This is a genomic window from Coleofasciculus sp. FACHB-1120 (assembly GCF_014698845.1).
Taxonomy (GTDB): domain Bacteria; phylum Cyanobacteriota; class Cyanobacteriia; order Cyanobacteriales; family FACHB-T130; genus FACHB-T130.
The window spans coordinates 336,052-360,035 of sequence record NZ_JACJTV010000003.1 but is presented as its reverse complement, the minus strand read 5'-3'; the positions used below and the strand labels follow the sequence as shown (position 1 = coordinate 360,035).

At 46.5% G+C, this 23,984-nt stretch carries 20 protein-coding genes and 5 tRNA genes; 8 read left to right on the top strand and 17 right to left on the bottom strand.

The genetic code is table 11. The features are described 5' to 3' along the window. Window position 1: 1 nt before the first annotated feature. Complete coding sequence (gene xseA, locus H6H02_RS05325) at window positions 2–1,243, bottom strand: exodeoxyribonuclease VII large subunit (RefSeq protein ID WP_190815334.1); 1,242 nt, start codon at window positions 1,241–1,243, stop codon at window positions 2–4. A gap of 716 nt (window positions 1,244–1,959) precedes the next feature. On the opposite strand from xseA, the gene recA reads away from it, so the two are divergent. After that, on the top strand, window positions 1,960–3,039 hold the full coding sequence (gene recA / locus H6H02_RS05320) for a recombinase RecA (protein WP_190815333.1): 1,080 nt from the start codon (window positions 1,960–1,962) through the stop codon (window positions 3,037–3,039). A gap of 129 nt (window positions 3,040–3,168) precedes the next feature. On the opposite strand, the gene H6H02_RS05315 is transcribed toward recA, so the two are convergent. After that, window positions 3,169–3,942, bottom strand: a complete 774-nt coding sequence (locus H6H02_RS05315) for an FHA domain-containing protein (RefSeq protein ID WP_190815332.1) — start codon at window positions 3,940–3,942, stop codon at window positions 3,169–3,171. Between the two features lie 236 nt (window positions 3,943–4,178). Next, window positions 4,179–4,475, bottom strand: coding sequence for a DUF3493 domain-containing protein (locus tag H6H02_RS05310; protein ID WP_190815331.1), 297 nt, complete (start codon window positions 4,473–4,475; stop codon window positions 4,179–4,181). A gap of 155 nt (window positions 4,476–4,630) precedes the next feature. Here H6H02_RS05310 and H6H02_RS05305 point away from each other — a divergent pair. From H6H02_RS05305 to H6H02_RS05295, 3 genes are all read left to right on the top strand, one after another. Continuing rightward, window positions 4,631–4,702, top strand: a tRNA-Thr gene (locus H6H02_RS05305). Between the two features lie 248 nt (window positions 4,703–4,950). After that, window positions 4,951–5,655 carry a PD-(D/E)XK nuclease family protein gene (locus H6H02_RS05300; RefSeq protein WP_190815330.1) on the top strand — a complete coding sequence of 235 codons (705 nt, stop codon included), beginning with the start codon at window positions 4,951–4,953 and terminating at the stop codon, window positions 5,653–5,655. A 119-nt stretch (window positions 5,656–5,774) separates the two neighbouring features. After that, window positions 5,775–6,716, top strand: coding sequence for an ADP-ribosylglycohydrolase family protein (locus H6H02_RS05295; RefSeq protein WP_190815329.1), 942 nt, complete (start codon window positions 5,775–5,777; stop codon window positions 6,714–6,716). Here the strand turns inward: H6H02_RS05295 and cutA are convergent. The 6 genes from cutA to H6H02_RS05265 form a co-directional block, all read right to left on the bottom strand. Beyond that, window positions 6,707–7,048: a divalent-cation tolerance protein CutA gene (cutA, locus tag H6H02_RS05290; RefSeq protein ID WP_190815328.1), complete on the bottom strand. Its 342-nt coding sequence runs from the start codon at window positions 7,046–7,048 to the stop codon at window positions 6,707–6,709. The genes H6H02_RS05295 and cutA overlap by 10 nt on opposite strands. Before the next feature lie 65 nt (window positions 7,049–7,113). Further along, entirely contained in the window at window positions 7,114–8,019 is a 906-nt protein-coding gene (locus tag H6H02_RS05285; RefSeq protein WP_190815326.1) for a pentapeptide repeat-containing protein, read from the bottom strand. A 609-nt stretch (window positions 8,020–8,628) separates the two neighbouring features. Continuing rightward, window positions 8,629–9,684, bottom strand: a complete 1,056-nt coding sequence (locus H6H02_RS05280; RefSeq protein ID WP_190815325.1) for a molybdopterin-dependent oxidoreductase — start codon at window positions 9,682–9,684, stop codon at window positions 8,629–8,631. A 9-nt stretch (window positions 9,685–9,693) separates the two neighbouring features. After that, the gene (locus H6H02_RS05275; RefSeq protein ID WP_190815323.1) at window positions 9,694–10,701 is read right to left on the bottom strand and encodes a transposase; all 1,008 of its coding nucleotides are present in this window, start codon (window positions 10,699–10,701) and stop codon (window positions 9,694–9,696) included. A gap of 8 nt (window positions 10,702–10,709) precedes the next feature. Further along, window positions 10,710–11,759: a hypothetical protein gene (locus tag H6H02_RS05270; protein WP_190815321.1), complete on the bottom strand. Its 1,050-nt coding sequence runs from the start codon at window positions 11,757–11,759 to the stop codon at window positions 10,710–10,712. Window positions 11,760–11,898: 139 nt separating this feature from the next. Continuing rightward, complete coding sequence (locus tag H6H02_RS05265) at window positions 11,899–12,558, bottom strand: Npun_F0813 family protein (RefSeq protein ID WP_190815319.1); 660 nt, start codon at window positions 12,556–12,558, stop codon at window positions 11,899–11,901. Window positions 12,559–12,879: 321 nt separating this feature from the next. Between H6H02_RS05265 and H6H02_RS05260 the strand changes: the two genes are divergently transcribed. Then, window positions 12,880–12,953 (top strand) — tRNA-Arg (locus tag H6H02_RS05260). A gap of 659 nt (window positions 12,954–13,612) precedes the next feature. On the opposite strand, the gene H6H02_RS05255 is transcribed toward H6H02_RS05260, so the two are convergent. The 5 genes from H6H02_RS05255 to H6H02_RS05235 all read right to left on the bottom strand — a co-directional run bounded on the left by H6H02_RS05255 (window position 13,613) and on the right by H6H02_RS05235 (window position 17,528). Then, window positions 13,613–13,684 (bottom strand) — tRNA-Thr (locus tag H6H02_RS05255). A gap of 85 nt (window positions 13,685–13,769) precedes the next feature. Then, a tRNA-Tyr gene (locus H6H02_RS05250) sits at window positions 13,770–13,854 on the bottom strand. Between the two features lie 162 nt (window positions 13,855–14,016). Continuing rightward, a complete protein-coding gene (locus H6H02_RS05245) occupies window positions 14,017–15,126 on the bottom strand; it encodes a CNNM domain-containing protein (RefSeq protein WP_190815317.1) in 1,110 nt (369 codons plus the stop codon). A gap of 77 nt (window positions 15,127–15,203) precedes the next feature. Next, window positions 15,204–17,054, bottom strand: coding sequence for an ABC transporter ATP-binding protein (locus H6H02_RS05240; RefSeq protein ID WP_190815315.1), 1,851 nt, complete (start codon window positions 17,052–17,054; stop codon window positions 15,204–15,206). Window positions 17,055–17,390: 336 nt separating this feature from the next. Continuing rightward, a complete protein-coding gene (locus H6H02_RS05235) occupies window positions 17,391–17,528 on the bottom strand; it encodes a hypothetical protein (protein ID WP_190411922.1) in 138 nt (45 codons plus the stop codon). Between the two features lie 215 nt (window positions 17,529–17,743). Between H6H02_RS05235 and H6H02_RS05230 the strand changes: the two genes are divergently transcribed. After that, window positions 17,744–18,697: an SGNH/GDSL hydrolase family protein gene (locus tag H6H02_RS05230; protein ID WP_190815313.1), complete on the top strand. Its 954-nt coding sequence runs from the start codon at window positions 17,744–17,746 to the stop codon at window positions 18,695–18,697. A 148-nt stretch (window positions 18,698–18,845) separates the two neighbouring features. Here the strand turns inward: H6H02_RS05230 and H6H02_RS05225 are convergent, their stop codons facing one another. Continuing rightward, window positions 18,846–19,919 (bottom strand): Gfo/Idh/MocA family oxidoreductase, encoded by a 1,074-nt coding sequence (locus tag H6H02_RS05225; protein WP_190815311.1) that lies wholly within the window; start codon window positions 19,917–19,919, stop codon window positions 18,846–18,848. Between the two features lie 371 nt (window positions 19,920–20,290). Here H6H02_RS05225 and queC point away from each other — a divergent pair, with 371 nt between their 5' ends. Further along, window positions 20,291–20,977: a 7-cyano-7-deazaguanine synthase QueC gene (gene queC, locus H6H02_RS05220; protein WP_190815309.1), complete on the top strand. Its 687-nt coding sequence runs from the start codon at window positions 20,291–20,293 to the stop codon at window positions 20,975–20,977. A 143-nt stretch (window positions 20,978–21,120) separates the two neighbouring features. On the opposite strand, the gene H6H02_RS05215 is transcribed toward queC, so the two are convergent. Then, entirely contained in the window at window positions 21,121–22,644 is a 1,524-nt protein-coding gene (locus tag H6H02_RS05215; protein ID WP_190815305.1) for a hemolysin family protein, read from the bottom strand. A gap of 147 nt (window positions 22,645–22,791) precedes the next feature. Then, a complete protein-coding gene (locus tag H6H02_RS05210) occupies window positions 22,792–23,478 on the bottom strand; it encodes a hypothetical protein (RefSeq protein ID WP_190815304.1) in 687 nt (228 codons plus the stop codon). Window positions 23,479–23,727: 249 nt separating this feature from the next. Between H6H02_RS05210 and H6H02_RS05205 the strand changes: the two genes are divergently transcribed. Continuing rightward, window positions 23,728–23,800, top strand: a tRNA-Met gene (locus H6H02_RS05205). Window positions 23,801–23,984: the final 184 nt, after the last annotated feature.

Here is a 23,984-nt window from a genome sequence, read left to right as displayed (position 1 = left end):
GCTACTCTTTGCTATTTATAATTTCACTAATTTTGACTTTAATTTGTCCTGTGCCCAGCTGAACTTGTAGTTCCTGTCCGAGTGCCAAACCTTCTGTGGACCGCGCGATCGCGCCATCTTGTTGTCGGACTACGGCGTAACCTCGTTGCAGAACGCTTTCGGGGTCAAGGGTAGCTAGCTTTTGTCGGAGCATCTGACAGTGTTGGTTTGCCTGCGCTAAATGCCGCGCTGTTCCTTGTAACAGTTGCTGACGTTTCCAAGCGATCGCTTGTTTTTCTTGGTGAATTTGTCGGTCTAGGGGAATCCGTCGCAAGCGGCTTCGCACTCGTTGCAATTGTTCTTGAGCGTTTTCCATGTGTTGATTCACAGCTTCAGTCAAGGCGAGGACGCGCTCCTGGTGTTCTGCGTAAAGGCTTGCCAGCTCTGGAACCACCTGTTCGGCAGCGGCGGTGGGGGTGTGAGCATAAGCATCGGCAACTAAATCAGCCAAAGACTCATCTCGCTGATGACCAATCCCAGTAATCACGGGAATCGAACAATTTGCGATCGCTCGCACCACCCGCTCATCATTGAAGCAAACTAGCTCCTCTACCGCACCACCTCCACGCGACAAAATCAGTACTTCAGCGCGATCATCCCGCTCCACTCGCTCAATCGCCGAGACAATCGATGTCGGAGCTTGTTCGCCCTGAACTAACGCTGGTGAAAACAGAACTTGCAACCCAGGATAACGTTGTCTGAGCGTGCGTTGAATGTCTCCCCACGCAGCAGCTTGCGGCGACGTGACGACAGCGATGGTTTGGGGATGAGTAGGAAGCGATCGCTTGCGTTCTGGATCGAATAATCCTTCTGCCTCCAACCGATTTCGCAGCTGGCGATAGCGCAATGCCTGTAACCCCTCTCCCGCCGGTAGAGCCTGCCAGACAATCAGCTGGTACTGTCCTCGCTGGGGATAAACCCGGATACTGCCCAAAACAATTAGCTGCTCTCCTTGCACCGGCAGCTGCATCAGTTTATTTAGCTGGCTGTTCCATATCACACAACTCATTGCCGCCTTAGCATCGGGATCTTGCAGGGTGAAGAATAGTCCGCTGCGATACTGAGAGGCGCTGGAGACTTCACCTGTTACCCAGACTTGCTGTAGTTGTTCATCCTGCTCTAACAGCAGTTGTAGATAAGACGTTAACCCAGCCACTGATACAGCTGTATCTGGAACCAGCTGATTGGAAAGATAATAGTTCATCGCCTAAAGATAAGGAGAATACAGGAATTGAGACATCAGTCAATGCAGAGGATGCTCAAATCAGCTTAGATCAAGCCATTTGCAGTTTATGTCTCTAGATTAGCGAGACCCGGCTGCATTCGTTGACTTTTGACGAAACTGGCGTAACTGCGTCACTAAAGTGGCGATCGCGAATCCCATCCATTGCTTCAAACCGGCTAGGTGTTTCTTGACCGATTTTATCTCTCAGTGTTGGCTAAAAGTAGAACATTTGAACTACAATGGAGGTTCCCATCGCTAGCCTTGCCAGGGGGTTCCCCCATCCGTGTAAAGCTTGATGTAAGGGCACTTGCGGCTCTACTTTGTTGCCAAAAGTGATATAATAAATTATCTGAAACTAAAATTTGTCGCTGTTTGGGACAATTTTAAGTTTTGGTGCCAATTCTTGATGTAACCCTAGTTAGTGAAAATTTCCTACTTACTTACAAAGCCAAAAACTGAGTAACCCTGAGTAGGCAAATGGCTAGAACCAGCATTCATTCTGTATCAAAAGGCGGTGGATTCCATCGTTTCTGCCTGTGGAGACTGTGAGGGTGTCTTGTTAGACATCCCTTTTATAAGAAGAGTCATCGAAGCAGGAAGCTCCGATCCGCGAGGCGGAGAAGCCCACACTAAAGCAACTTTTGCTAAGTGTGGAATAAAATCTCACCACACCTGATTCTGTTCTTGAGGCATTAATGGCTATCCAAATCACGAACAATCCCGACAAGGACAAAGCCCTGAGCCTAGTGCTAAACCAAATTGAGCGCAGCTTTGGCAAGGGAGCAATTATGCGCCTAGGAGATGCCACCCGCATGAAGGTGGAAACAATTTCCACTGGAGCGCTGACACTGGATTTAGCTTTAGGGGGTGGCTTGCCAAAGGGACGGGTGATTGAAATATATGGCCCGGAAAGTTCCGGTAAGACAACCTTGGCTTTGCACGCGATCGCCGAAGTGCAAAAACTAGGAGGGGTCGCTGCTTTTGTTGACGCTGAACACGCCCTAGATCCCGCTTATGCAGCTGTACTGGGCGTTGATATTGACAATCTTTTGGTTTCTCAACCTGACACCGGAGAAGCTGCCTTAGAGATTGTCGATCAGCTAGTTCGCTCTGCGGCAGTGGATATCGTCGTCATTGACTCGGTAGCCGCTTTAGTGCCTCGAGCTGAAATTGAAGGCGAAATGGGTGATTCCCACATGGGCTTGCAAGCCCGTTTGATGAGCCAAGCTCTTCGCAAAATTACCGGAAACATCGGTAAATCAGGCTGTACAGTGGTTTTCCTCAACCAGCTGCGCCAAAAGATTGGCGTCACCTACGGGAACCCAGAAACAACTACTGGCGGTAATGCCCTCAAGTTTTACGCTTCAGTGCGCTTGGATATTCGTCGAATTCAAACGCTGAAAAAAGGCAACGAAGAATTTGGCAACCGCGCTAAAGTTAAAGTTGCCAAAAATAAAGTTGCCCCTCCCTTCCGCATCGCCGAATTTGACATTATTTTTGGCAAGGGGATCTCGACACTAGGATGTATGGTTGACTTAGCAGAACAAACTGGAGTCATTACCCGTAAAGGAGCTTGGTATAGCTACAACGGTGATAACATTGCCCAAGGTCGGGATAACAGCATTAAGTACCTGGAAGAAAACTCAGAATTAATTCAAGAAATTGAGCAAAAGGTACGTCAAAAGCTGGAGATGGGGGCAGTCGTTCCTGCCAACTCTGTCACGCGAGTTGACGCCGAAGACGAAGACTTAGAGGAAGAACTTCTAGACGACTAAAAGCACTTTAGGGTGGGTTTTCCTACCCTAAAGTGCTTTTTAGGAAGCTTAGGGCGACTCCTACATATAAAAAACCCCGGTTTCTACTTGAAACTGGGGTTTCTACATAAATTTTAGTTCTTTGTACCTTTAGTTCTTTGTACCGACATCAGAAATCTGTCTGCTGAAAAAACGGTCTAAAATTTCTGATTGCTGAGTGGGAGTTAGCTGAGGTTCTAACGGAGTTTCTACGACTGAGACTAATGGATCTCGAATAGCCGCAGAGTTAGCTAGAAAATGTGAAGTATCCTTCTGACACTCGGTGTTCGGTGTCTGAACTTTTGTCGGATGAACTTTTGTTGGAGCGGTCGGTATTTCTAAATCTGTAACCGGAAGCGGTGGCTCTGCATTGGTCAGGGCGTTAATTTCTGCCATCAAGCCAGCAGGAACATTATCCACCATGCAGATAGTACTTCCTAAGAAAAAGGAAAAAGCAAGACCACCTAGGCGAATGCGATCGCCATCCTTAAGAAGAACACGTTTATATACGGGTTCGCCATTGACGAAAGTCCCATTTGTACTCTTTAAGTCAACCAGATAAAAACCTTGGTTGTCGATATATTGAATCGCCGCATGATTACGAGACAACCGTCTATCCGGAATCGGTAGAGCAACTTGACGTGACCGTCCCATCGTCCAAGTCCGCTGCGGCTGACACAACATCTGCGTTTTAGCATCTATTAAGTTTGTGACTAGATAGACTTGCTGTTCCTGCGCCACGCCCTGTACATATCGCGGTGCAATGCCACTAAGAAATTTATTGCCGCTATCTTCTAGCTTAAGAATCTCATCTAGTAAACCACGATGATGCTCATAGAGCTTCAGGAATACCTGATATAGACCCAAGCGTTGTTCTAGTTCCATGTCTGGGGATGAACTCTATCTTAGGTTAGGCGTCTAGCCGATGAAGTAACGCAGAACTTTATCGGCTTTCAAGAAGGGAAGCCAAAGACTGCAAGAAGGTTGTTAAGCCAAATTACCGATCTAGCCTATTTTCCTCGCAAGTTCTAAAGATGTGAAATACTCACCAGATCCCTTCTTTCAAGCTTAAATTGTCTTACCCATTGGGGAATCCGCAAAATTACTGGAAATTCTCAGCCTTATAGCTTACGTTCAGATTTTTGTTCTAGGCGAAACAGCCAAACCATCAAAGCAACCACTCCAATTTGAAGCGCCAAGTTAGGCACGGCTGAGGAGATTTCCTGACCAGAGGCTAATTTAGCAAGAAATACCACGCCTCCGATGAAGCCAGAAGCGCCACACGCCACATAAACAAATTGTCTCAGACCTTTGTAGGGAGTAGCAAGTTCACCTTTGAGCCGTGCATACTGTTCAACGCTGACTTGCCGAGTGCCTTTGGTGTTGCGGGCACGATTTTTTAATTTTGGGTCTACCATCCGTCTCGATCCCCACCGACTTTAGATCCATCTTGACATGATGGGGTTCAGCAACGGCGGCGGTGGGTGCTAGAAAATTGGACGCGATCGCTTTTTTACCAAAAATTGGGTGCAACAGTTTTTATCTAAACCTGCTACGATAGTAAATCGGCAGTGCCGGTGTAGCTCAGTGGTAGAGCATTCGATTCGTAATCGAACGGTCGGCGGTTCAAATCCGCCCATCGGCTTGAATAAAATAAAATAAAAAACAACAACAGCCATAGGGAACAGCCAAAGAACTTCAAAAGGTCGCCCCATCATGCTCAGGATTATGCTTTTGGGTGCGGGACAGTGGGAACGGAATCAGGCTGAGCAAGGTGCATAAGAAAGAGGATGCAGTTGAAAGTTCTATCTCAGCAGCTATCAGTTTCCTAAATAAATGATAAAGCCGCCGTTGATGAACATCATCACTGGCTGATTTAATCGCTCAACAATAATGACGCTAAATATCAATTTACTGCCTCATCACCGTGCTAAAACGCTACGGGAATATGGAAAACAATTTTATGTGGATGCGAAAGGCGATCGCTTTCCCAGCGTCTCCACTATCCTCAACGCCACCAAACCGCAAGAAGATCGAGAAGCACTCTTCAACTGGCGCAACCGAGTCGGAGTAGAGGAAGCCAACCGAATTTCTGGTGCTGCTAGCCGTCGCGGCACGTCCACCCACAAGCACATTCAGCGCTATCTACTGGGGGAAAATGTCGCCTGTCCAGACGCGGCTAAACCTTACTGGGATAGTATAGAGCCGGTGTTGCAGGACATTCAAGAGGTGCGGCTGGTGGAAGGGTCTGTCTTCCACTACGATTTGAGTTATGCGGGTCGAGTGGATTGCGTTGCGAGTTATCAAGGCATTCCCTGCGTCTGTGATTGGAAAACTGCCGATAAGCCCAAAGGATCAGTCGAACGCCTCCGCGATAGCCCGATCCAATTAGCGGCTTACACGGGTGCGGTTAACCAATTTTATCAAGAGTCCGGCATCCATCTGAGTCATGCCTTGCTGGTTGTAGCGGTTCCGGAAATGCCTGCTGAGGTGTTCTGGTTTGAACCCGATAATATGATGATTTACTGGCAGCAGTGGGAGCGAAGAGTTAAGGAATTTTGGCAGCGTAGAGGAACAAGGACGCCTTCGAGCATCTAATTCTCCTTGAGATGATGCCATCCCCTGCGAACTATTAACATGGCTGCGGGCCGAATGCACGCACAATTGCGATCGCAAACTACCCTGGAATTATCAGTAGTCTGGATAAAACACTTGAAATGAAAACAAGCTCTAAAGTCTTGGCAGGGCTGATCGGTGTATGCGTCGGTGATGCGTTGGGTGTTCCAGTCGAATTTACTAACAGAATTGACCGGATAAAGTCACCTGTGACGAAGATGATAGGTTACGGAACTTATCATCAACCTGCTGGCACTTGGTCAGATGATAGCTCTCTTACCTTCTGTTTAGCGGACGCTCTGTGTAGTGGATTTTCTGTGGATGCGATCGCTAGCTCTTTCTGTCGTTGGTTTAACGAGGGTTTCTGGACTCCCTACGGCGAGGTTTTCGACATCGGGCATACCACCCATTATGCTATTAAGCGTTTAAAACAGGGCGTTCCACCCCTAGAAGCGGGAGGAAAAGATGAGAGGAGTAATGGTAATGGCTCATTGATGCGAATCTTGCCTTTAGTTTACTATCACAAAACCCTAGACTTTCCCGAACTAATAGAGCGATCGCATCAAGTCTCTTGCATCACTCACGCTCATCTAAGGAGCCAAATTGCCTGCGGAATTTATATCAGCATTGGTGTTTGTTTATTGAAAGGTCTTGCTCCACAAGCTGCTTATCTGCAAGGCATTCAAGATGTCAAAGAGATTTATTCCCAATCTTTATATGCACAGGAAAAGCATCACTTCCAACGAGTTAATAGCGGTGAACTTGCCAGTTTACCAATAGACTCGATCCGCTCTGGAGGCTATGTAATTGATACGTTAGAGGCGTCGCTTTGGTGTCTCTTAAATAGCTCCTCTTATGCCGAAGCAGTACTAAAAGCGGTAAATTTAGGTGAGGATACAGATACCACTGCTGCTGTTACTGGTGGTTTAGCGGGAATTTATTACGGTGTTGAAAATATTCCCGACGAATGGATCAATCAAATTGCCAGGATTGAAGACATCATTGACTTAGCAACACGCCTAGAAGCAGCTATCTACAGATAGCCTTTTACATTGTCTGCAATCCACTGAAGATAGGGCGGAAAGCCAGCTAAGATTGGCAAAGCAATGATTTCTGGTACTTCATAAGAATGCAACTCTCGAATCTTGGCTTCGAGAGCGGAAAATTGTGCTAAATCTGTTTTGATGGTTAGCTGCCACTCCTCTTCTGAGTTAACCTTACCTTGCCAACTATAAACAGAATGCACTGGCATGAAGTTAACACAAGCCGCTAGCTGGGATTCAACTAAATTTTGGGCGATCGCTTCTGCTTCTTGCCGCGAAGACGCCGTTACCAACACTACACCGTAACGAGTTGCACCCGAATCTCCATCCATAGCCTGTAACCTAGTCCACAGAAAAGCCTAAATCTATCAGCAACGCTCGGTTAGCGTTCTCTCAACTACCCAACCATTACTCTAACTGGTTGTTCAAACGGTGTCACATTGCCACTAATCGTTGCTTCTGACTGTGAGTTTCGGTGTTCTAACGGCAGCACAGCGCCATTCATCTGAGCATCTTCCAAGTTAGTTCCTACCAGCTTTGCCTCACTCAAATCTGCTTCACTCAAGTTTGCTCTACTCAGAATCGTCCAGCTCAAGTCTGCCCCCTCCAACGATGCCCTGGCTAGATTGGCTCCCCGTAAGTCTGCCCCTTTCAGATTGGCTTTACGCAGTGTCGCTTCGCTGAGATCCACTGCACTCAGGTTAGCGCCTTCCAGGTTAGCGCCGCTCAGTTTGGCATCATTAAGGTTGGCTCCCTCTAAATCGGCTCCACCCAGGTCTAATCCTTTTAAAAAAGCTTTTTTGAAGTTAACTCCACTCAAGGAAGCTCCATACAATTTCGCGCCCGTGAGTCTCGCTTCACACAAATTAGCCCAATTCAGGTTAACGCCGCTGAGATTCGCTTCCCGCAGGTTAATCCTTTGCAAATTTGCTCCACAGAGATTAGCACCCCAAAGGTTAGCAACTCGAAGATTGGCATTGCTGAGATTTGCACCGCTCAGTTTGGCTCCAGGCAGTTTTGATTTTACTAAGAATGCGCCACTGAGGTTAGCTTTCGTCAAGTCTGCCTCTACCAGTTTGCCTTCACTCAGCTTGACAAAACTCAGATCCGCCCAGTTCAAATAAGCACCCGTCAAGTCGGACTTCGTCAGGAAAGCCCGACTCAGATTGGCTCCCCTCAGATTAGCGCCCGTAAGATTGACCCCAATTAGCGTAACTCCCCTCAAGTCACTTCCGTTGAGATCGATCCCAGCAAAGTCTCTTTGCCCGTCTTCATAAAGCTTTAGTAAATGGCTTACTTCCATAGCGCGATCGCTCCCTAGTTTATATAAACCGTTGAAGAGGCTTGAAACAAATCTTACTTGGCTTAATAACTGCCTTTTTGGCGGTTACTTTTATAACAGAATCTTTCTTCACTCAGCTTCTATCTGTTACTCATCAATATTTTAAAAAATATTTTACTTCTCTAGACTACCCCCCCTAGAAGGCTCAAACAGATGATGTTACAAATATTTTTTAATCTTTTTTCAAAACTCAATAATTGAGTGATTTCTCTAATGATAATTCTATAGAAAACTTATTTTCCGTAAAAATACGGTGGTCACTTTATCTATAAATTCTTTGAGTTTTTATAAACAGTTGAAGCCTCGTTAAACAAGCAATAGACTCTGTGAGTCAAGATTCATCCATAACAGGGGCTTACTCTGTTTGCGTGTGGGGGCAGACTGCCATACATCTACACAGGTATCTGTTTCTCAAACCCTATCCCTCTTTTGTCACTTGGGAAAATTCAACGAATTTACGTTGTTATAGCCCACCAAAAATTAAGGTTTCACCCCAGTTTGACAAAAGAGGGCTATTTTAAACAAAGACGCAAAACTTCGGGTCTCTACTGATTTCTCAATTTTATTCAATCACTCTTGCAAACTCACTTGAATTCGCAGAATGCCACTACTGCCATCCATTCGATTCTCATCTTTCAGTGGCTGCTGTTGGCGTGAAGACGTAGCGCGAGCAAGTAAAGTATAACTTCCCGGCTGCTGGGGCATCCATAAATAACGCCAGAGCGTCCACTCGTGGGGAGACGCCGGTTGATTTTGCTCAGCATTCTGCCAAGTCTTACCATCGTTGGTACTGACCTCAATGGCTGTAATCGGACTAGATTTGTCTAAAGCAACACCAGCAATCAAAATGCCGTTTGCCCAACCTGTTTCACCTGTGCGCCCCAAATGCAACCGATGCTGTCGGTTCCAGACACGAGTGTTTTGTACTTGGCGCATCAGTGCATGAGTAGGAATTTCCGCTGTATCAGACCAGCCTTGACGTTCCCAAAAACCTCGCTTCTGGCTGCTGATAGCTTCAATCTCGACCAGCCATTTGGGTTGCTTCTGACCAAAGTGACCGGGAATTATGATGCGTAAAGGGTAGCCATGAGACTGAGTGAGAGCTTCGCCATTCATCTGGTGAACCAGTCGCACTTCTTTTCTCATGACTTCTGGAACTGGCAATGTTGTCTCGTAAGAATCAGCTCCGTGCAGCCTAAGTTCTATCGCCTCTGATTTAACGCCAGCTTGCTCTAGAAAAGGTAGCAAAGGGGTACCTGTCCACTGAGCGTTTCCAATCAGGTTGCCGCCACTGGGATTGCCAATGCACTCCATTGTCAGGTAAAAATTTTCCTGCGGCGCTGCCACAATGTCTTGAAAGGTCAGCGTCAGAGGCTGGGCAACCGCACCCGTAACTTTTAACCGCCAGTTGTCAAGATTAATCCTAGGCGGCAAGGCATAAGATTGCACATAAAATTCGCTCAATGACGTGAGCAGGTGTTCTGGCAGTTTTGAGTCTGGCTTGAGCAGGTCAAGCAAAAACAGCGGCTCCACTGACCCTGCTAACTGACAGCCTGGGAGTAAGCTAGCAGCAATCAGCCCGCCGGATGTTTGTAGCAGCTGTTTGAGAACTTGACGGCGTTTCACCACTGCCTCTTATAACGAATACACTTGACCATCAATCAGCAAGCGAGTAATTCCCTTCGCTTGCAGTTGCGAACAAGTTTTCTGAAGCATCCTGCCATCTGGAACTTTAATCACTCGTTGGGTGCGGTTAGAAAACCTTCGAGCTACCCGATGGTTATCGAAAACTGGGAGTGTTCTCTGCTGAACCTCTTGGGCAGGAATTTGTCCGAGGTCACTGAACTCTCGCATAGGTCTCGCTATCAATTCCGCTGCTCGGTCTACCACTAAATAGCAGGTTTTGGGAAGCACCGCGTTAGAAAGTGGTAAAACTTGAACACTAGCGCGATTTGCTCGCTTAAATGTTCCTGCTGGAATTGGACTTTCGAGAGTTGCTGTATCATCCTCCCAGTCGTCTTCATCTTCGAGGTCTTCTAAATCGTCGTCCTCCTCATCGTCCTCGCCGTCCTCGTCGTCCTCTAAATCAGTTAGGTCTTCCCCCAGCATCTCTTGTATGACACTGGCTTCTGTACTGTAATTTTTATCAAGTAAATTGGGACTATTACTTGGTACTGCATCTACAGCCACCTGAAAGAGGGGCATAGAGGAATCGATTCCAGAGAAAATTTCGACAGGAATGTTTTCCGGCTCTTGTGCCTTCTCTTCCTCAGTAGGAACTGAGGAACGCCTACGACGCCGCGGGGCGCTAGGGCTTGCATTCAAGGATTCTTCACTCTCTGCAAAGGACTCTTGGATGCCAAGAAAGAATTCTTCGTTCTCTGTCGATGTAGTAAGCGATGTTTCTACTGGCTCCTCATCAGCTTCAGTGACAGGTTCGGAAATCGAGTGGGAGCGATTGGTTCGCTTTTGCTGTATCAGAGCTTCATATTCTTGCTCGGATAGACGAGTTTTTAAAAGACGGCTAATCGTTGAATTACTGACATCATAACGACTAGCCAGGGTTGAGGTTGTCTCTCCTGGCTGTCGATACAGGTTGAGGATGTCGCGCTTATCTAATTCAGAGAGTTTTCTCACACTCATGCTACTTCCTAAGCACGTTTGCGTCCGGTACGACGGGAACGACTGGATGTATCAAATTCCAGGACAGCGCCGATGGCAAACAGGACGCCGCTGAAAACCCAAAATACTTCCAATAGTCCTCCGCTTTGATAATCATCAATGAAAGCATCGGCGTAGTTCAGCCACATATCGGCAACATAGTATGAAAAAGCTGCCCCAGCAATCATCCGCCAAGACTGAGAAAAACGACCTCCCCAAAATGCTAGCAATACAGTCGAGGCAACAATCAACAGAAAGATATCGCTAACAACGTAAAAAATGTTCAGAAATTGCTCTAATGGCTTTAGAAATTTTTCCACTGATAGAACCCAGGCTGGAGCCTGATTTTCTCTAGTAGGAGCCGAGGGTTTTGCTTGTGCTGTTTTTACTACAGTAGCGGTTTTATTCACTGCTGGTGCTTTGGTGGCAGCGATCGCTTTCTTGGATGAAGTCGCTTTAGCCACCTCTGTTGTTACTGCGGGTAAGGGTAGAGTTGCTGATGATTCCTTATCAGGGGCGGCAACGTGTAGCCAGACTGCTAAGGCAATTCCGGCAACTGCGATCGCTGCCACGACTGCCCACTGCCAAACTTCTAGATTCAGTCGCCGGGAGATGACCGCTAAAATCATTCCCCAGCCTAGAAACAAATAGGCAGGTACAAAAAACAAATCCCCAGGCGACACAATGGGGTCTTGATGTAAAACCAGTTCCCAGTAGCAAAACAACAGGTTTCCCAGAAAATAGCACAGCATCCCCAGCCCAAATCCCAGCCAGACGTTACGTCCGCTGACAATCTGGGGACTGCGCCAGTTTCTAAAACACAGCACTGCTGCCCCTAAGTAAGCCACCTCTTCAAAAATGTAAGTTCCAATCGTGTACCAAAGCGGAGGATTTTCGCCGGGCGCTGAAATGCTAAACAGTAGAAAATACAGCAGTGCTAGCACAGCCCAGGTTATTCCCGCAATGATTACGGTCTGTACGTTCAGAAAGGATTCTAAACCGGATGTTTTTTCCGACGACTTATCTAAAGAACTGCTCATAGTTTTTCAAAACAAGGATGCACGCAAGGTTTAATCGCCAATGCAATTCAATTAATAATCAACTAACAAATCTCCTCTAAGAAGCGCAAGTGTCTCATCTTAATGCAAGCTTTGGCACATGTCTTGAACATTTTTCAGATTATCGCCACAGCTTACCTAGGGGAGATTGATTCAGCCACTCCAGGAACTGAGACCGCTCTGCCGGTTGCATATCTTGTAATGTATCGTTTACTCCTTGGGCAAAGTGGGTATTGCCGAAATATTCCTTCCCCAGGCGATGCAATTCTTGTAACAAGGTGATCAGATGATGTTCCTCCCAAAGGGGAATTTGGAGGCTAGTCAAGGGGTCCATCGTTAGCAAGTTTTTTACAGCTTCCGCCCCATCTGCACTAGGAAAGTGCCACTGACGGAAGACATCACTCAGGTCTTTTTGAAATAATCCGGCTTGTCTGTTTCCTAATAAATCTTCAACGTCTATGTAAACCGCCTGGAGCAACAATAGGCAAGCTTGGGTTAGAGGAACAATTTTGACATCACTGCTAGCCTCCGCAGCCAGCTGATCTAGACGAATTTTGCCCCACACACTATACCGATCAGGCTCTTCCAGCAAAACGCAGGCTTTGCCACGGTTATCAGTAAGGTCTCGCCAAAAGGCTCTGGCTTCTTCTGCTTGATTAGCCGCAAATACACTGATCAAGCGAAAAGTTTGCCCCTGATAAGTGAGAATCGGGATCTGCTGCTCCCGCTTGGGGTGCTGAATGCTAGAAATTTCAACATCCTGCCGTTTCAGAATAAACATGACACTGGCAAATGACTCCTGACTTGACCGGGGGCGTTGTGCGGCTAAAAAGCGATCGCCACGCAACTATTCAAAGGTGCGATCCAGCCCTAGTGCTGGGTTAACATCGGACAACGCCGCGAGTGCGTCCGCGTAGCGCATATCACCTTGACTAATACACTATCCTATCCAAATGTCTGAATATGTTGGTTTCTAGTTTACATTGAGCTTAAAGCTGCTTGAGCGATATATTTAGAAAGCTTTGGCTTTCTGGGTTGCTTTGCAGTGCTCGACACAGATACAATTTACGACAGAGCAAATTTTGCTGATGTGTTTTTAGGTGGGTGCGTAACTCAGGTGGATAGAGTAGCTGCCTTCTAAGCAGTTTGGCGGGGGTTCGAGTCCCTCCGCACCCGTTTTAACTCAATACAAATCCTTATTTTCAAAAATTGGGTGAACAGGGGTTCAAGGCAAAAACACCCGCATATTTATCATCATAGGCTTTGTAAATAGTGACCATGTTAGCTATAACACCCACAACTGAGTTGATGTTTAGCCTGTAAATCAGGGTTCCTCAAAATCAGCCGATTCTTATAGGATCGGCGATACTCTACACGAGTTTTTCTCGTATTTTGTCCAAAGCCGGATTAGAGAAATTACCGTCATCTATTGCTTTTCGCTCCCCCTATAGTTGTGGTCTCTAAAAATTTTGTAAATAGCGGATAAATTGTTTTTTTGTTTGAGCGAGTCTGATATTCATGGGTTCTGGCAAAATCCTTCGTCATTTATGACTTGTATTGAGCCAGTCAGGAATCAAACTGCGTATTGCTTTTATCTCTACTCCATCATCCTATAGTTTTAACTGCTAAAGTTTTTCACGACAGCGCCTTTAAACGCTTTAGCAGTGGTCAATAAATGAGCTTTCCTTTGGGTATCTCTAGTGATAGAGCGATTTGCGTACTCGATTAATCAGAAAATGCTCACTGGATATCCCTAAGAGCAGATAGATCCCTAGAAATATTGCTTCTGAGGTAGGCTAATCCAGATGAAACTTCGATAGGTTATTCGCTTAAAAAGCCCGTGACGAGGATTGAACTCGTGACCTCACCCTTACCAAGGGTGTGCTCTACCACTGAGCCACACGGGCAGTTTTAGAAGTTGTAAGTGTTAAATTTTGAGCTGGTTATCTTGAAATAATAACTCAAAATTTATAACTCAGAACTTTTATTGTGTGGTGGGCCGAGCTGGATTTGAACCAGCGTAGGCATAGCCAGCGGATTTACAGTCCGCCCCCATTAACCACTCGGGCATCGACCCATTTGTTCCACGATTAATAATCGTAGCACAAGGTTTAGAAAATGCAAAAGTTTTTTTGCAAATTGATTTTATAGCTGTGGAAAAAGTGAGGGACAGTGCAAGTAGAAGGATGAGAGCGGGAACCTACATCGCTTAGTGCTACATTGATTCCTGTTCCTTGACTCAGCCGCCACCAGAGCGCGTGGCATTTCTGGTAGCGATCGCTCGACTGGGAAAATCACTCTCATCGTAAATTTCGCCAACTAGCTCCTCCAGAATATCTTCCAGCGTTATCAACCCCACCGTGCCCCCATACTCATCGACGACGATGGCAATGTGGAGGCGTTGTTGCAACATATCCTTCAGTAGATTGGCAGCCCGTTTCGTATCCGGCACATATACTGGCGGGTCCATCGCCTCTGTAACCAAGCCATTATCAATCCCTTCTTTTTTCAAAAACCTCAGCTGCTGGAGCGCTCGCTTCAGGTGAACAACGCCGACAATTTGATCCTTAGACTCCTCCTGCACAGGAATACGGGAATATCCTGTCTCCAGACACAGATTCACAAACTCCTGCAACGTCGCTTCATGGGAAATTGTCCTCATGTCAATCCGTGGCTTAACGAGATCGCGGGTGCTGAGGCTGTCTAGCATCAAGGCTTTATTCAGCAACTGGTGTCTGTGTAAATCTAGGTGCCCCTTGCCTCCCAAAATTTCAATCATCAGCTGGAGATCCCGTAAAGACTCTCCCTCTTGGACAACACCCCCCTGAAACAGGCGAATTACCCGCTGAGTTATTTTCTCAAATAAATAAACGAGTGGACCGAGAACGATAGATAGCAAGTAAATTGGGCGAACGGCAAACTTAAAAACTGGCATCACATTGTTGATTGCCAGAGATTTAGGTGTAACTTCCCCAAAAATCAGCACTAGAAAAGTAATAACAGCAGTAGCAATTCCTAATCCTGCATTCCCTAACCAGAGAGCAAATAAGTTACTAGTTAGAATCGCCGAAAAATTATTGACCAGGTTGTTACCCACTAGGAGGGTAGTGATAAATCGGCCCCGATTTTCTAAGACCAGCGCAAACATCCGGCGTGGGTCTCCCTGCTCTTGAATCATCGCCCTGAGTTTAAGGTTGTCGAGGGCTGTAATCGCCGTTTCCGAGCCGGAGAAAAAAGCAGAAAGTAAAAGCATCAATCCCAGTACCGCGATATCGAGCCAAATACTCCCTAAAAGGGGGCCAAGATCGGAAGTAACCAGAAGATATGACTGAACGGGTAAAAAAATCACGGGAAGCTGTAAAAGGCAAAAGTTAAAAAGCAAAAGGAAAAAGAAAGATTTTCACTTTTGCCTTTTTCCTTTTAACTTTAGAGTAGCTCACCTGTTTCTTGTAGGGAGTGCAAACGTCGGTAAATCCCTTCGTGGCGCAGTAGTTCAGCATGGCTACCGACTTCTACAATTTGACCTTGATCGAGAACGACAATTTTGTCTGCTTCCCGGATGGTACTAAGTCTGTGAGCAATGATAATGGTGGTGCGGGTGCCGAGGATGCTACGCATTGCCAACTGAATTGAGCGCTCAGATTCGTAGTCGAGGCTAGAAGTTGCTTCATCAAAGATGAGGATATCTGGATCGACCAAGAGTGCCCTAGCAATTCCCAAGCGCTGTCGTTGTCCCCCAGACAGGCGCATTCCCCGCTCTCCAACAACGGTGTAGTACCCTTGCGGCAGATGCTCAATGACTTCGTCTACTCTGGCAATGCGGCAAGCTTCCTGAACCTGTTCAACCGTAGCTTTGGGGTTGCCATAGGTAAGGTTTTCAAGCAAAGTCCCGTTGAAAATATCTACTTCCTGGTGAACAATTGCCAGACGCCGCCGATAGCCAGTGACATCCAAAGTGCGAATGTCTTGACCATCCATTAAAATCTGACCTTGATGGGGTTCAAAATACCGGAACAGAAGCTTGACTAAGGTAGACTTACCCGACCCCGAACGCCCGACCAGCGCTACAGTTTGATAAGGTTCGATGAGTAGGTTGATGTTTTCTAAAACTGGGCGATCGCTGTCATAGCCAAAGCTCAGATGGGAAAATTCGACTTTGCCGGTAAATTGATAGGACAATTCAGAACCACGAGAATCCTGAGTTCCTCCTTCTGCCGTCTGCGTTCTGGTTTGAGACAGAATGACCGCATCTACGCCTACAGGTACGTGCATGAACTCGTGGAAACGGAGCATGGAGGCATAGCGACGAGCAAATATCTCAGCCAGGTTGCTGATAGGTTCTAGCTCTGAGTACGCCATGCTGGAGACTGTCAACGTGGTAACGAAGTGTCCTAGAGAAATCTTTCCCTGTAAGGTGGCGCTGAGGGTCAAACCGAGTACCAAAAAGACACAAAACTGGATGATTGTCCTTTGGGTAGTAGCTAGGATGACATAACCTCTATGGATGCGGTAGTCAACGACTTTGAACTCCCGTTCTAGCCGCTGTCGTTGACGCTCTAGTTCTGTCTGTTCTGTGGCGAAGGCTTTGACTGTTTTAATGTTGGTAATAATTTCTGAAGTACGACTTTCGGTATTTTCCTGATATCGATCTAGTTTCTGTTCGCGATCGCTCAGTTGCTTGAGGTCTTTGAGGGTAAAGCTGAGGATGAAGATGAAGGAAATTAGGAAAATTGCGGCAATTCGCCACTCAATTAACCAGATCATCGCAAAGATGCCCAGCACTCGGACAAGTTTAGGAATCAACTGTCCAGCGACTTCAGGATAAGTCCAGGTGTGGTTAGCGAGTCCTCTAGCGACTCGTCCGGCAATCCGTCCGGGGTTGTTTTCTTCGTAGAATTCTAGCGGTAGAGTGACAATTTTTTCTAGGACTTTTATGCTATGATCTCGACGCGATCGCAAAGCTGTATCCCAGTGAAACCAAAGGCTGAACCAAGGCTGAATCGGCGCTCTAACGACGGTGACTAACAAGATTAATCCCATCAGCACAGACAGAGAGAGGAATCGATTTGCCGGTAAATTACTAACCTCAGCAACGAGAGCGATCGCCTTTTGCAATCCCTTATCCAAGGGTTGACTGGACAGCACGTTGAGAATCTGCCCAATGGTGTAAGGAACTACGAGATCGATGATTTCAAAGAGGCTAGATGCCGTAATACTTAAAAGCGCGACTATCCGATATTTTCGATAATAATCGAGGATATCCCGAATGCTTGCCATAATTCTTTTTTGATGAAAAATAGCCAATAAAAATTCCAGAGTCAATTTCAAAAAGAGACTCTGAAAAACTTGTATCTTGCATCCAGAGGCTTTAAATCACGGCTACACTACCAAACCCATCTCTGTGGGTTTGAAAACTTTTCACTTGTCTTTAGTCGAGCGAAATGTTTGTATAGCCCCATGCAGCCTGAGGGCATAAAGATACACGAAAGATATTTTGGGTTAAATAACAAAGTAACTCCCTGAACAAGGGAGTTTTACAGAAACTTTGAGATAACCCATCAATTGAACTTATGGCTTCATCAGCATCGGTGGTTGCCTCGGTTTAGTAACGGGTTACATAGCGTAGGCTGAATGGAGTGCCCACCAGACGAGGAAAGCAATACCGCCCAAAACTAACACGGATGAGATGGCGATCGCTTTTGGGCTATCAGCTCCCTCGAACTTCATAATTCCACGGTTCAAGTCTGACATAAGGCTGCGATCCTCCTTGGCTCGGAGCTAGACAACGATTTGTAAACATATCGTACTCATGACTAGGTTAGCCGGTAATGGAAAATTCGTCTATCACCCGAATGGGTCATCAATGGGTTGGGTTAAGATGGGAGCGACTTTTAAGACTGTAAAACTGAAGTGCTGCAATATCTAAGCTAGATCGGTTCACGATCTATGTACACCGGGAATTATCCATGAAAATCGCGCTGATTGTTTTGGCAGTTATTGTGGGGTTGGTACTGGCGATAGAGGTGGGATTGCGGCTGTTATTTGGTTTTGGAAATCCCTTAATTTATATTGCCGATGAACAGATTGGATATTTATTAGCGCCAAATCAGCGGACTCGCAGGTTTGGCAATCTGATAGAAATTAATCAGTTTTCGATGCGAAGCCCAACAACAACAGAAACTCGCCCAGAATCTACATGGCGGGTGCTGCTGTTAGGAGATTCCATCGCAAATGGTGGCTGGTGGACAGATCAGGCTATGACACTTTCAGCCATGCTGACTCAGCAGTTGCAATCATCTATCGATAGTAAAACTTTCAACCAGGTAGAAGTTCTCAACGCTTCAGCGAACTCCTGGTGTCCACGCAATGAATTAGCGTACCTAAAGCAGTTTGGCACGTTCGACGCTCAGGTAGTCGTATTGCTGATTAATACTGACGATCTGTTCGGGACTGCGCCGACTTCAATCCCTGTAGGGCGCGATCGCAATTACCCCAACCAAAAACCGCCCCTAGCGCTTGTAGAGGCATTCAGCCGCTATTTGTTAAAGGCACCGCCAGTACCAGAGATGAAAGCAGTGAACGCGGAATCAGGAGATCGCGTTGGCTTTAATTTAAAAGCCATTCAAGAAATCCAGACAATTGCACAGCAAAAAGGTGCCCGCTTCTTGCTCGCAATGACGCCCCTAAAGCGGGAAGTGGGTGAACCGGGTCCCCGTGATTATGAACTAAAAGCGCGAGTGCGCCTCATTGACTTAACCCAAAACCAGCGGATTGCCTACATAGATTTTCTGCCCATTTTCAATTCAAAAGAGCAGCCAGAAACCCTGTACCGAGATCATATCCATCTCAGCCCTCAAGGAAATCAGCTGATTAATGAAGAAATTGGGCGATCGCTCAATCAATTAAAAATGCAAAATTAAAAATTAAAAATCGCGGAATTTTTATTTTGGTAGTGGTAAACATATAGTGTTAATCAGTAGTAGAAGCTCTGTTATACAAAGGTTTCCAAGCTAATTAACACTACTTCTACAACACCCCTTCCATTTTTAATTTTTAATTTTTAATTTTTTAAAAGGAAACAGCTACAGCCGGAGAACTCAGACACCGACAATCCCAATCTGGTTGCTGCCAAACCTGACCATCAAGAGCCATTTGATCGATCAGACTCGCCAGACGCAACGCCTTAAGCGCCTGTTCGCCGCCTACAGAGGGTTGATTCCCACCGCGCACGCAGTTAACAAAATGCTCTAACTCCGCGTGAAGTGGCTCAATATTACTGGTGTAGACTTTCTCAATTAACCCATCCTGTCGGTAAAGCACCTGACCATAATCTGTCATATAATTGGCAGTCGTTTGCCGGTGAATCAGAATTTCATTGTTGAGAAAATCTGCCTCAGTTAGAGAATTTTTACAATGGGCAGCAATGCGACGAATTTTGCGGTGTGTCACCTTACTAGCTGTTAGCGTAGCGACAATTCCATTGGCAAAGCCAAGGGTAGCAGTCACATAATCTAGATAGCCAGAATCAGCGGCGCGGCTACCGCTGGCTGTTAACTTAACCACCGGCGCAGCAGAGAGTTCTAGCAGCAGGTCAATATCATGGATCATCAGATCCAAGACTACAGAAACATCGTTAGCCCGTTGTGAGTAAGGACTCATGCGATGAGCCTCTAGGGCAAGCAATTCTTCTGTTTTCAGAACTTTGCTGAGTTCTTGGAAAGCCGGATTAAACCGCTCAATGTGCCCTACTTGGAGAATACAGTGAGATTCGGCTGCGGCATTGACGAGGGATTCAGCCTCGGCAATACTAGCGGCAATCGGCTTTTCAATCAAGACATGAATCCCTGCTTGCAGGCAAGTCATGCCAACTTCGTGATGCAGCCTTGTCGGAACGGCAATGCAGACAGCGTCTACATAGGGGAGTAAGTCATGGTAATTTTCAAAAAAGCGGGCGCGATACTTACTCGCAGTATCCAAACCCCGTTCAACATTAATATCTGATACACCAACCAGTTCAACATCTTTAAGCAGACTCAGAACGCGGGTGTGATGCTGTCCCATATTGCCGACTCCAATCACGCCAATGCGGATTGGTTGAGGCTGGTTACGCTGCTGATGAGCGTCTGGCTGTCTTGCTGGCATGCTATCTTGCACTCCTGTATGCTCCTCCACCACTAGGATTAAATCAATTGGCAACGTTTAGTCGCTTGAGACGATCCAGATGGTATCATAGTGCCTTCTTTTGTGAAGAATTTCAAAGCTGTGTCTAACTTTCTCAAATTTGTGAGACTTAGCTCATCTTCCATTTTGTTGAGGTTTGTAAATCAGCAACTGGTAAATGTGTCACTTTCTCTCCCGTCCATTTGGCGAGGGCTGAGAATTGAGGGTTGCGGGTCGAGGACTTGAGGGCTGAGGAATTTAGTAGCCAATGAGCGGTCAATTATCAAGAAGTGATGGTGGGAAACATCTGAAAGTTGGCAGAAGTAAAAATCTGGGGATGAGGGGGCTAGGAAGTGAAAGCGGTTGTTTTGTTGTCTGGGGGGTTAGATTCTTCGACGGTACTGTACCAGGCAAAGGTTGATGGCTGTGAGTGTTATGCCATTTCATTTGATTACCAGCAGCGCCACCAGCGAGAGTTAGAGTCTGCGACAGCAATCGCTCACATGGCTGGTGTACGAGAACATCAGGTAGTGGCGTTTGATTTGCGTCTCTGGGGCGGTTCTGCGCTCACAGATAGTGCCATTAACGTACCTGAAGGGCGATCGCTTGATGAAATGGCTCAAAGTATCCCCGTGACCTATGTCCCCGCCCGAAATACCATCTTTTTGAGCTTTGCCCTCGCTTATGCAGAAACTATCAACTCCCAGCGGGTTTATATTGGCGTTAATGCTTTAGATTATTCTGGCTATCCAGATTGCCGTCCCGATTATGTCCAAGCAATGCAGGAAGTCTTTCGACTGGGAACGAGACAGGGACGAGAAGGACAGCCGATTAGTATCATGACGCCCCTAATAGACCTAAAAAAAACGGAAATCATTCAGCTCGGAAATCAGTTAGGCGTTCCTTGGGAGCAAACCTGGTCTTGCTATACCGGAGGCGAAGTGGCTTGTGGCGTTTGTGATTCCTGCCAGTTACGTCTAGCTGCTTTTGCTGAGCTGGGATTACAAGATCCGCTTCCCTATGCAGCGAAGAGTCATTAAAACTGGACATATCCCAGCTTTAAACGGGTGGCAAGTTGAAATCCAAACGCTATCATTCAAAATTTCTGCTGACTCCTGATTCCTGATTTGTCATTTCGGATTCCTCGGTGTCATCCCCTGCAACCTTGGCATCTATATCAGAATCATTCAAAATTTCTGCTGACTCCTGATTCCTGATTTGTCATTTCGGATTCCTCGGTGTCATCCCCTGCAACCTTGGCATCTATATCAGAATTTAATGTATCAGAATCTAAGCCATCAGACCCGTTGGCTTCGTTGCTAGGAAATGTCGTCTCCTGTTGTCGGTGAATGCGAATTTGGTGCAGTCGTGGACCTTCAGCGGAAACGATGCTCAGCTCAAGGTTGTCAAAGCGCAGGGTTTCGCCTTGAGTAGGAATTCTCTGATAGTGGTAAAGCACGAAGCCGCCCAAAGTTTGGTATTTATCAATCAGAGGCAAGTTGAGATCGAGAAATTCGTTGACTTCTTCCAAATTCATCTGTGCTTGCACCAGAAAAGTTTGCTCATCCAAAATTTGTACAGCGAACTCTTCTTTATCCTCAGATTTTGGCTCGTAGCCGATAATTTCAGCAATTAAATCCTCAATTGTTACTAACCCAGCGGTGCCGCCAAATTCATCCACAACGATTGCCATTGCCAGGTGACTTCGCTGCATCATTGGCAAAAGTTCGCTTAAAGGCTGTCCTTCCGGCACAAATCGAGCGGGTCTAATCCAAGGCTGAATCGCTGTATCTAGGGTTAGTTCGCCTTTGGCGAGAGGTTCAGCTAACTCTTTGAAGTAAATAATGCCGCGAATATCGTCGAGGGATTCTCCGGTGACGGGATAGCGGGAGTGACCCGTGGCGGTAATTTCATCTAGAAAGATTTGAAAAGTGGCGTCACAGGGAATAGAGGCAATGCTGGTGCGGGGAACCATCACCTCTTCCGCCAACACCTCACCAAACTCAAACACGTTGTTGAGCAACTCTCGTTCTTCGGCTTCCAGTCCTGTAGACTCGCGCTCTGTGGTGATAATCATTTGCAATTCTTCGGGGGTAACGCGCGCATACCAGCCTTGTCCGGTGTACTGAATGCCTACCAGCCGCAAGAGCAAGCGGGTTGATTGATTGAGAATCCAGATAAACGGGTTAAAAAAGCGGTCGATTGCTCTGATTGGAAGTCCCAAAAACCTTGCCATCTGCTCTGAGTAAAGCAGCGCCACTGATTTCGGGGAGAGTTCACCCAAAACAATTTGCAGATAGGCAATCAGGAAGAAAGCAACTGGCACTGAAAGGGAATGAGCGATCGCTGCTTTGACCGTCCAAGACAGAGGCAAGTGGGCAATTGAAGCGGATACTAAAATTGCCATTGTACTCTCGCCTATCCAGCCGAGAGCCAAACTAGAGAGAGTAATCCCTAGCTGAGTCGTAGAAAGCAGCCGATCGATGCTGCGTTGTAATTTTTGAACCGTTTTTGCCTGAATATCGCCCGCTTCGGCTAGCTGATTGATGCGCGATCGCCGCACCGAAACTATCGAAAACTCAGCGATCACAAAAAAACCATTAATCGCAATTAGCAGTAGCACCGATAATAATCGCAGCAAAACGTCTTGCGCGGTGAGCCTAGGAAAAGCATTCACCGTCAAGATCGCCAACACGGGGGTATCCATCCGTCACCAGGGTATTGGGTATTGGGCAATGGGCAACGAATTGTCGGTAATTGGTAGTCGGTAATGAGGAGTGGGTAGAATCTACTACCCACTGTGCAGTTACAGTACACAAAAAGCTCCTATTACCTACCACCTAACTCCTAACGCCTACTTCACCACTGGAATTCCAGACATTTTTAGCTGGAGTTTTTGATCGGGATAATCTGTCAGAGTCAAAGAAAGCTGCTTAGCATCTTCCAATAATGCCGTGGGAATACTCACTGTCCCCGAAAAGCTTTGCCCATTTGGTGGCAATTCTCCTGGCAAACCTTCAGTCACAGCACTTAAAGCTCGACCTTGGTCGTCGGTTACATTCAAGAAACTATACAGAAACCGTACAGCATTCCCTCCTTCATTCTTCATACTCACATTCAGCAACAAAGATCCTCCTTGCTGACGCGCTGAGCCGATCTCCAACTTCACCCCCTTGTCCTGACTTGTAATCGGGAAATTTTGCTGTTTACTTTCCGGCTCAGAGGTTGGCTCAGGAGTGCTAGGCTCGGTGTTGCTTTTGGTTTGCTCTTGTACCGGCTTAATAACGGGTTTAGCCTTGCCACTCATTTGTGCTCTGGCACTTGCTACGATATCAGCCTCGCGCAAAATTGCCAGTCCTTCTTTACCAGGAGTTGCCCGCTTGGTGCCAGCCAATTTATTGGTAGGGCGCACATCCGGCTGTGTTACTCCTTTAAGGGCTTCATGACCTACAGTAAACCCCCACATCGCACTTACAAAGCCAGCACCTAACATCATGGCAAGCAAAATTAACGTAAGTGCGACAGTTGAATTTAGTTTCATTGGTTGCTCAAGCTACAAAAATTGCCGCGACACTGACTAACTGCTATCCATAGCTTAGGACTGACAGCAGTGGAACCTATGATAGCGAATCACTCAATGTCACGGGGCTAATTTATCTCTATTTTAGAAAACAGCGTTTATAATTTGTTATCAGGAATCATACTACGCATCCGCTTTCGAGTGGACTTAGCGTGCATAATTGTATAAAATAACAATCCAGCCAGTATTGCTGGCGAGGAAATCAATCACGCGCCCTTGGCCGATTGGGGAGGCAGCGAACTCATAATTCGCCTTCAGACTGGTTCGATTCCGGTAGGGCGCATTCCAATAAATTCAATATCTTTGAAGCAAATTCCCCAGAACCGCGCTAGCGCTCAGGATGAATGTAGCTTACTAACGGAGCGTGAGTTTAAGAAACCAATTAATTGAATTATCTTGATAATTTACTTTTATGGGAAATTATAGGAGACTATCCAAAACGCTAGATATTTCAAAATGCTGGAGAG

Excerpts from the sequence above, each read along its gene's own strand:
- xseA (WP_190815334.1), bottom strand. The coding sequence starts at position 1,243 with ATGAACTATTATCTTTCCAATCAGCTGGTTCCAGATACAGCTGTATCA.
- recA (WP_190815333.1), top strand. The coding sequence starts at position 1,960 with ATGGCTATCCAAATCACGAACAATCCCGACAAGGACAAAGCCCTGAGC.
- H6H02_RS05315 (WP_190815332.1), bottom strand. The coding sequence starts at position 3,942 with ATGGAACTAGAACAACGCTTGGGTCTATATCAGGTATTCCTGAAGCTC.
- H6H02_RS05310 (WP_190815331.1), bottom strand. The coding sequence starts at position 4,475 with ATGGTAGACCCAAAATTAAAAAATCGTGCCCGCAACACCAAAGGCACT.
- H6H02_RS05300 (WP_190815330.1), top strand. The coding sequence starts at position 4,951 with ATGACGCTAAATATCAATTTACTGCCTCATCACCGTGCTAAAACGCTA.
- H6H02_RS05295 (WP_190815329.1), top strand. The coding sequence starts at position 5,775 with ATGAAAACAAGCTCTAAAGTCTTGGCAGGGCTGATCGGTGTATGCGTC.
- cutA (WP_190815328.1), bottom strand. The coding sequence starts at position 7,048 with ATGGATGGAGATTCGGGTGCAACTCGTTACGGTGTAGTGTTGGTAACG.
- H6H02_RS05285 (WP_190815326.1), bottom strand. The coding sequence starts at position 8,019 with ATGGAAGTAAGCCATTTACTAAAGCTTTATGAAGACGGGCAAAGAGAC.
- H6H02_RS05275 (WP_190815323.1), bottom strand. The coding sequence starts at position 10,701 with ATGAGTGTGAGAAAACTCTCTGAATTAGATAAGCGCGACATCCTCAAC.
- H6H02_RS05270 (WP_190815321.1), bottom strand. The coding sequence starts at position 11,759 with ATGAGCAGTTCTTTAGATAAGTCGTCGGAAAAAACATCCGGTTTAGAA.
- H6H02_RS05265 (WP_190815319.1), bottom strand. The coding sequence starts at position 12,558 with ATGTTTATTCTGAAACGGCAGGATGTTGAAATTTCTAGCATTCAGCAC.
- H6H02_RS05240 (WP_190815315.1), bottom strand. The coding sequence starts at position 17,054 with ATGGCAAGCATTCGGGATATCCTCGATTATTATCGAAAATATCGGATA.
- H6H02_RS05235 (WP_190411922.1), bottom strand. The coding sequence starts at position 17,528 with ATGTCAGACTTGAACCGTGGAATTATGAAGTTCGAGGGAGCTGATAGC.
- H6H02_RS05230 (WP_190815313.1), top strand. The coding sequence starts at position 17,744 with ATGAAAATCGCGCTGATTGTTTTGGCAGTTATTGTGGGGTTGGTACTG.
- H6H02_RS05225 (WP_190815311.1), bottom strand. The coding sequence starts at position 19,919 with ATGCCAGCAAGACAGCCAGACGCTCATCAGCAGCGTAACCAGCCTCAA.
- H6H02_RS05215 (WP_190815305.1), bottom strand. The coding sequence starts at position 22,644 with ATGGATACCCCCGTGTTGGCGATCTTGACGGTGAATGCTTTTCCTAGG.
- H6H02_RS05210 (WP_190815304.1), bottom strand. The coding sequence starts at position 23,478 with ATGAAACTAAATTCAACTGTCGCACTTACGTTAATTTTGCTTGCCATG.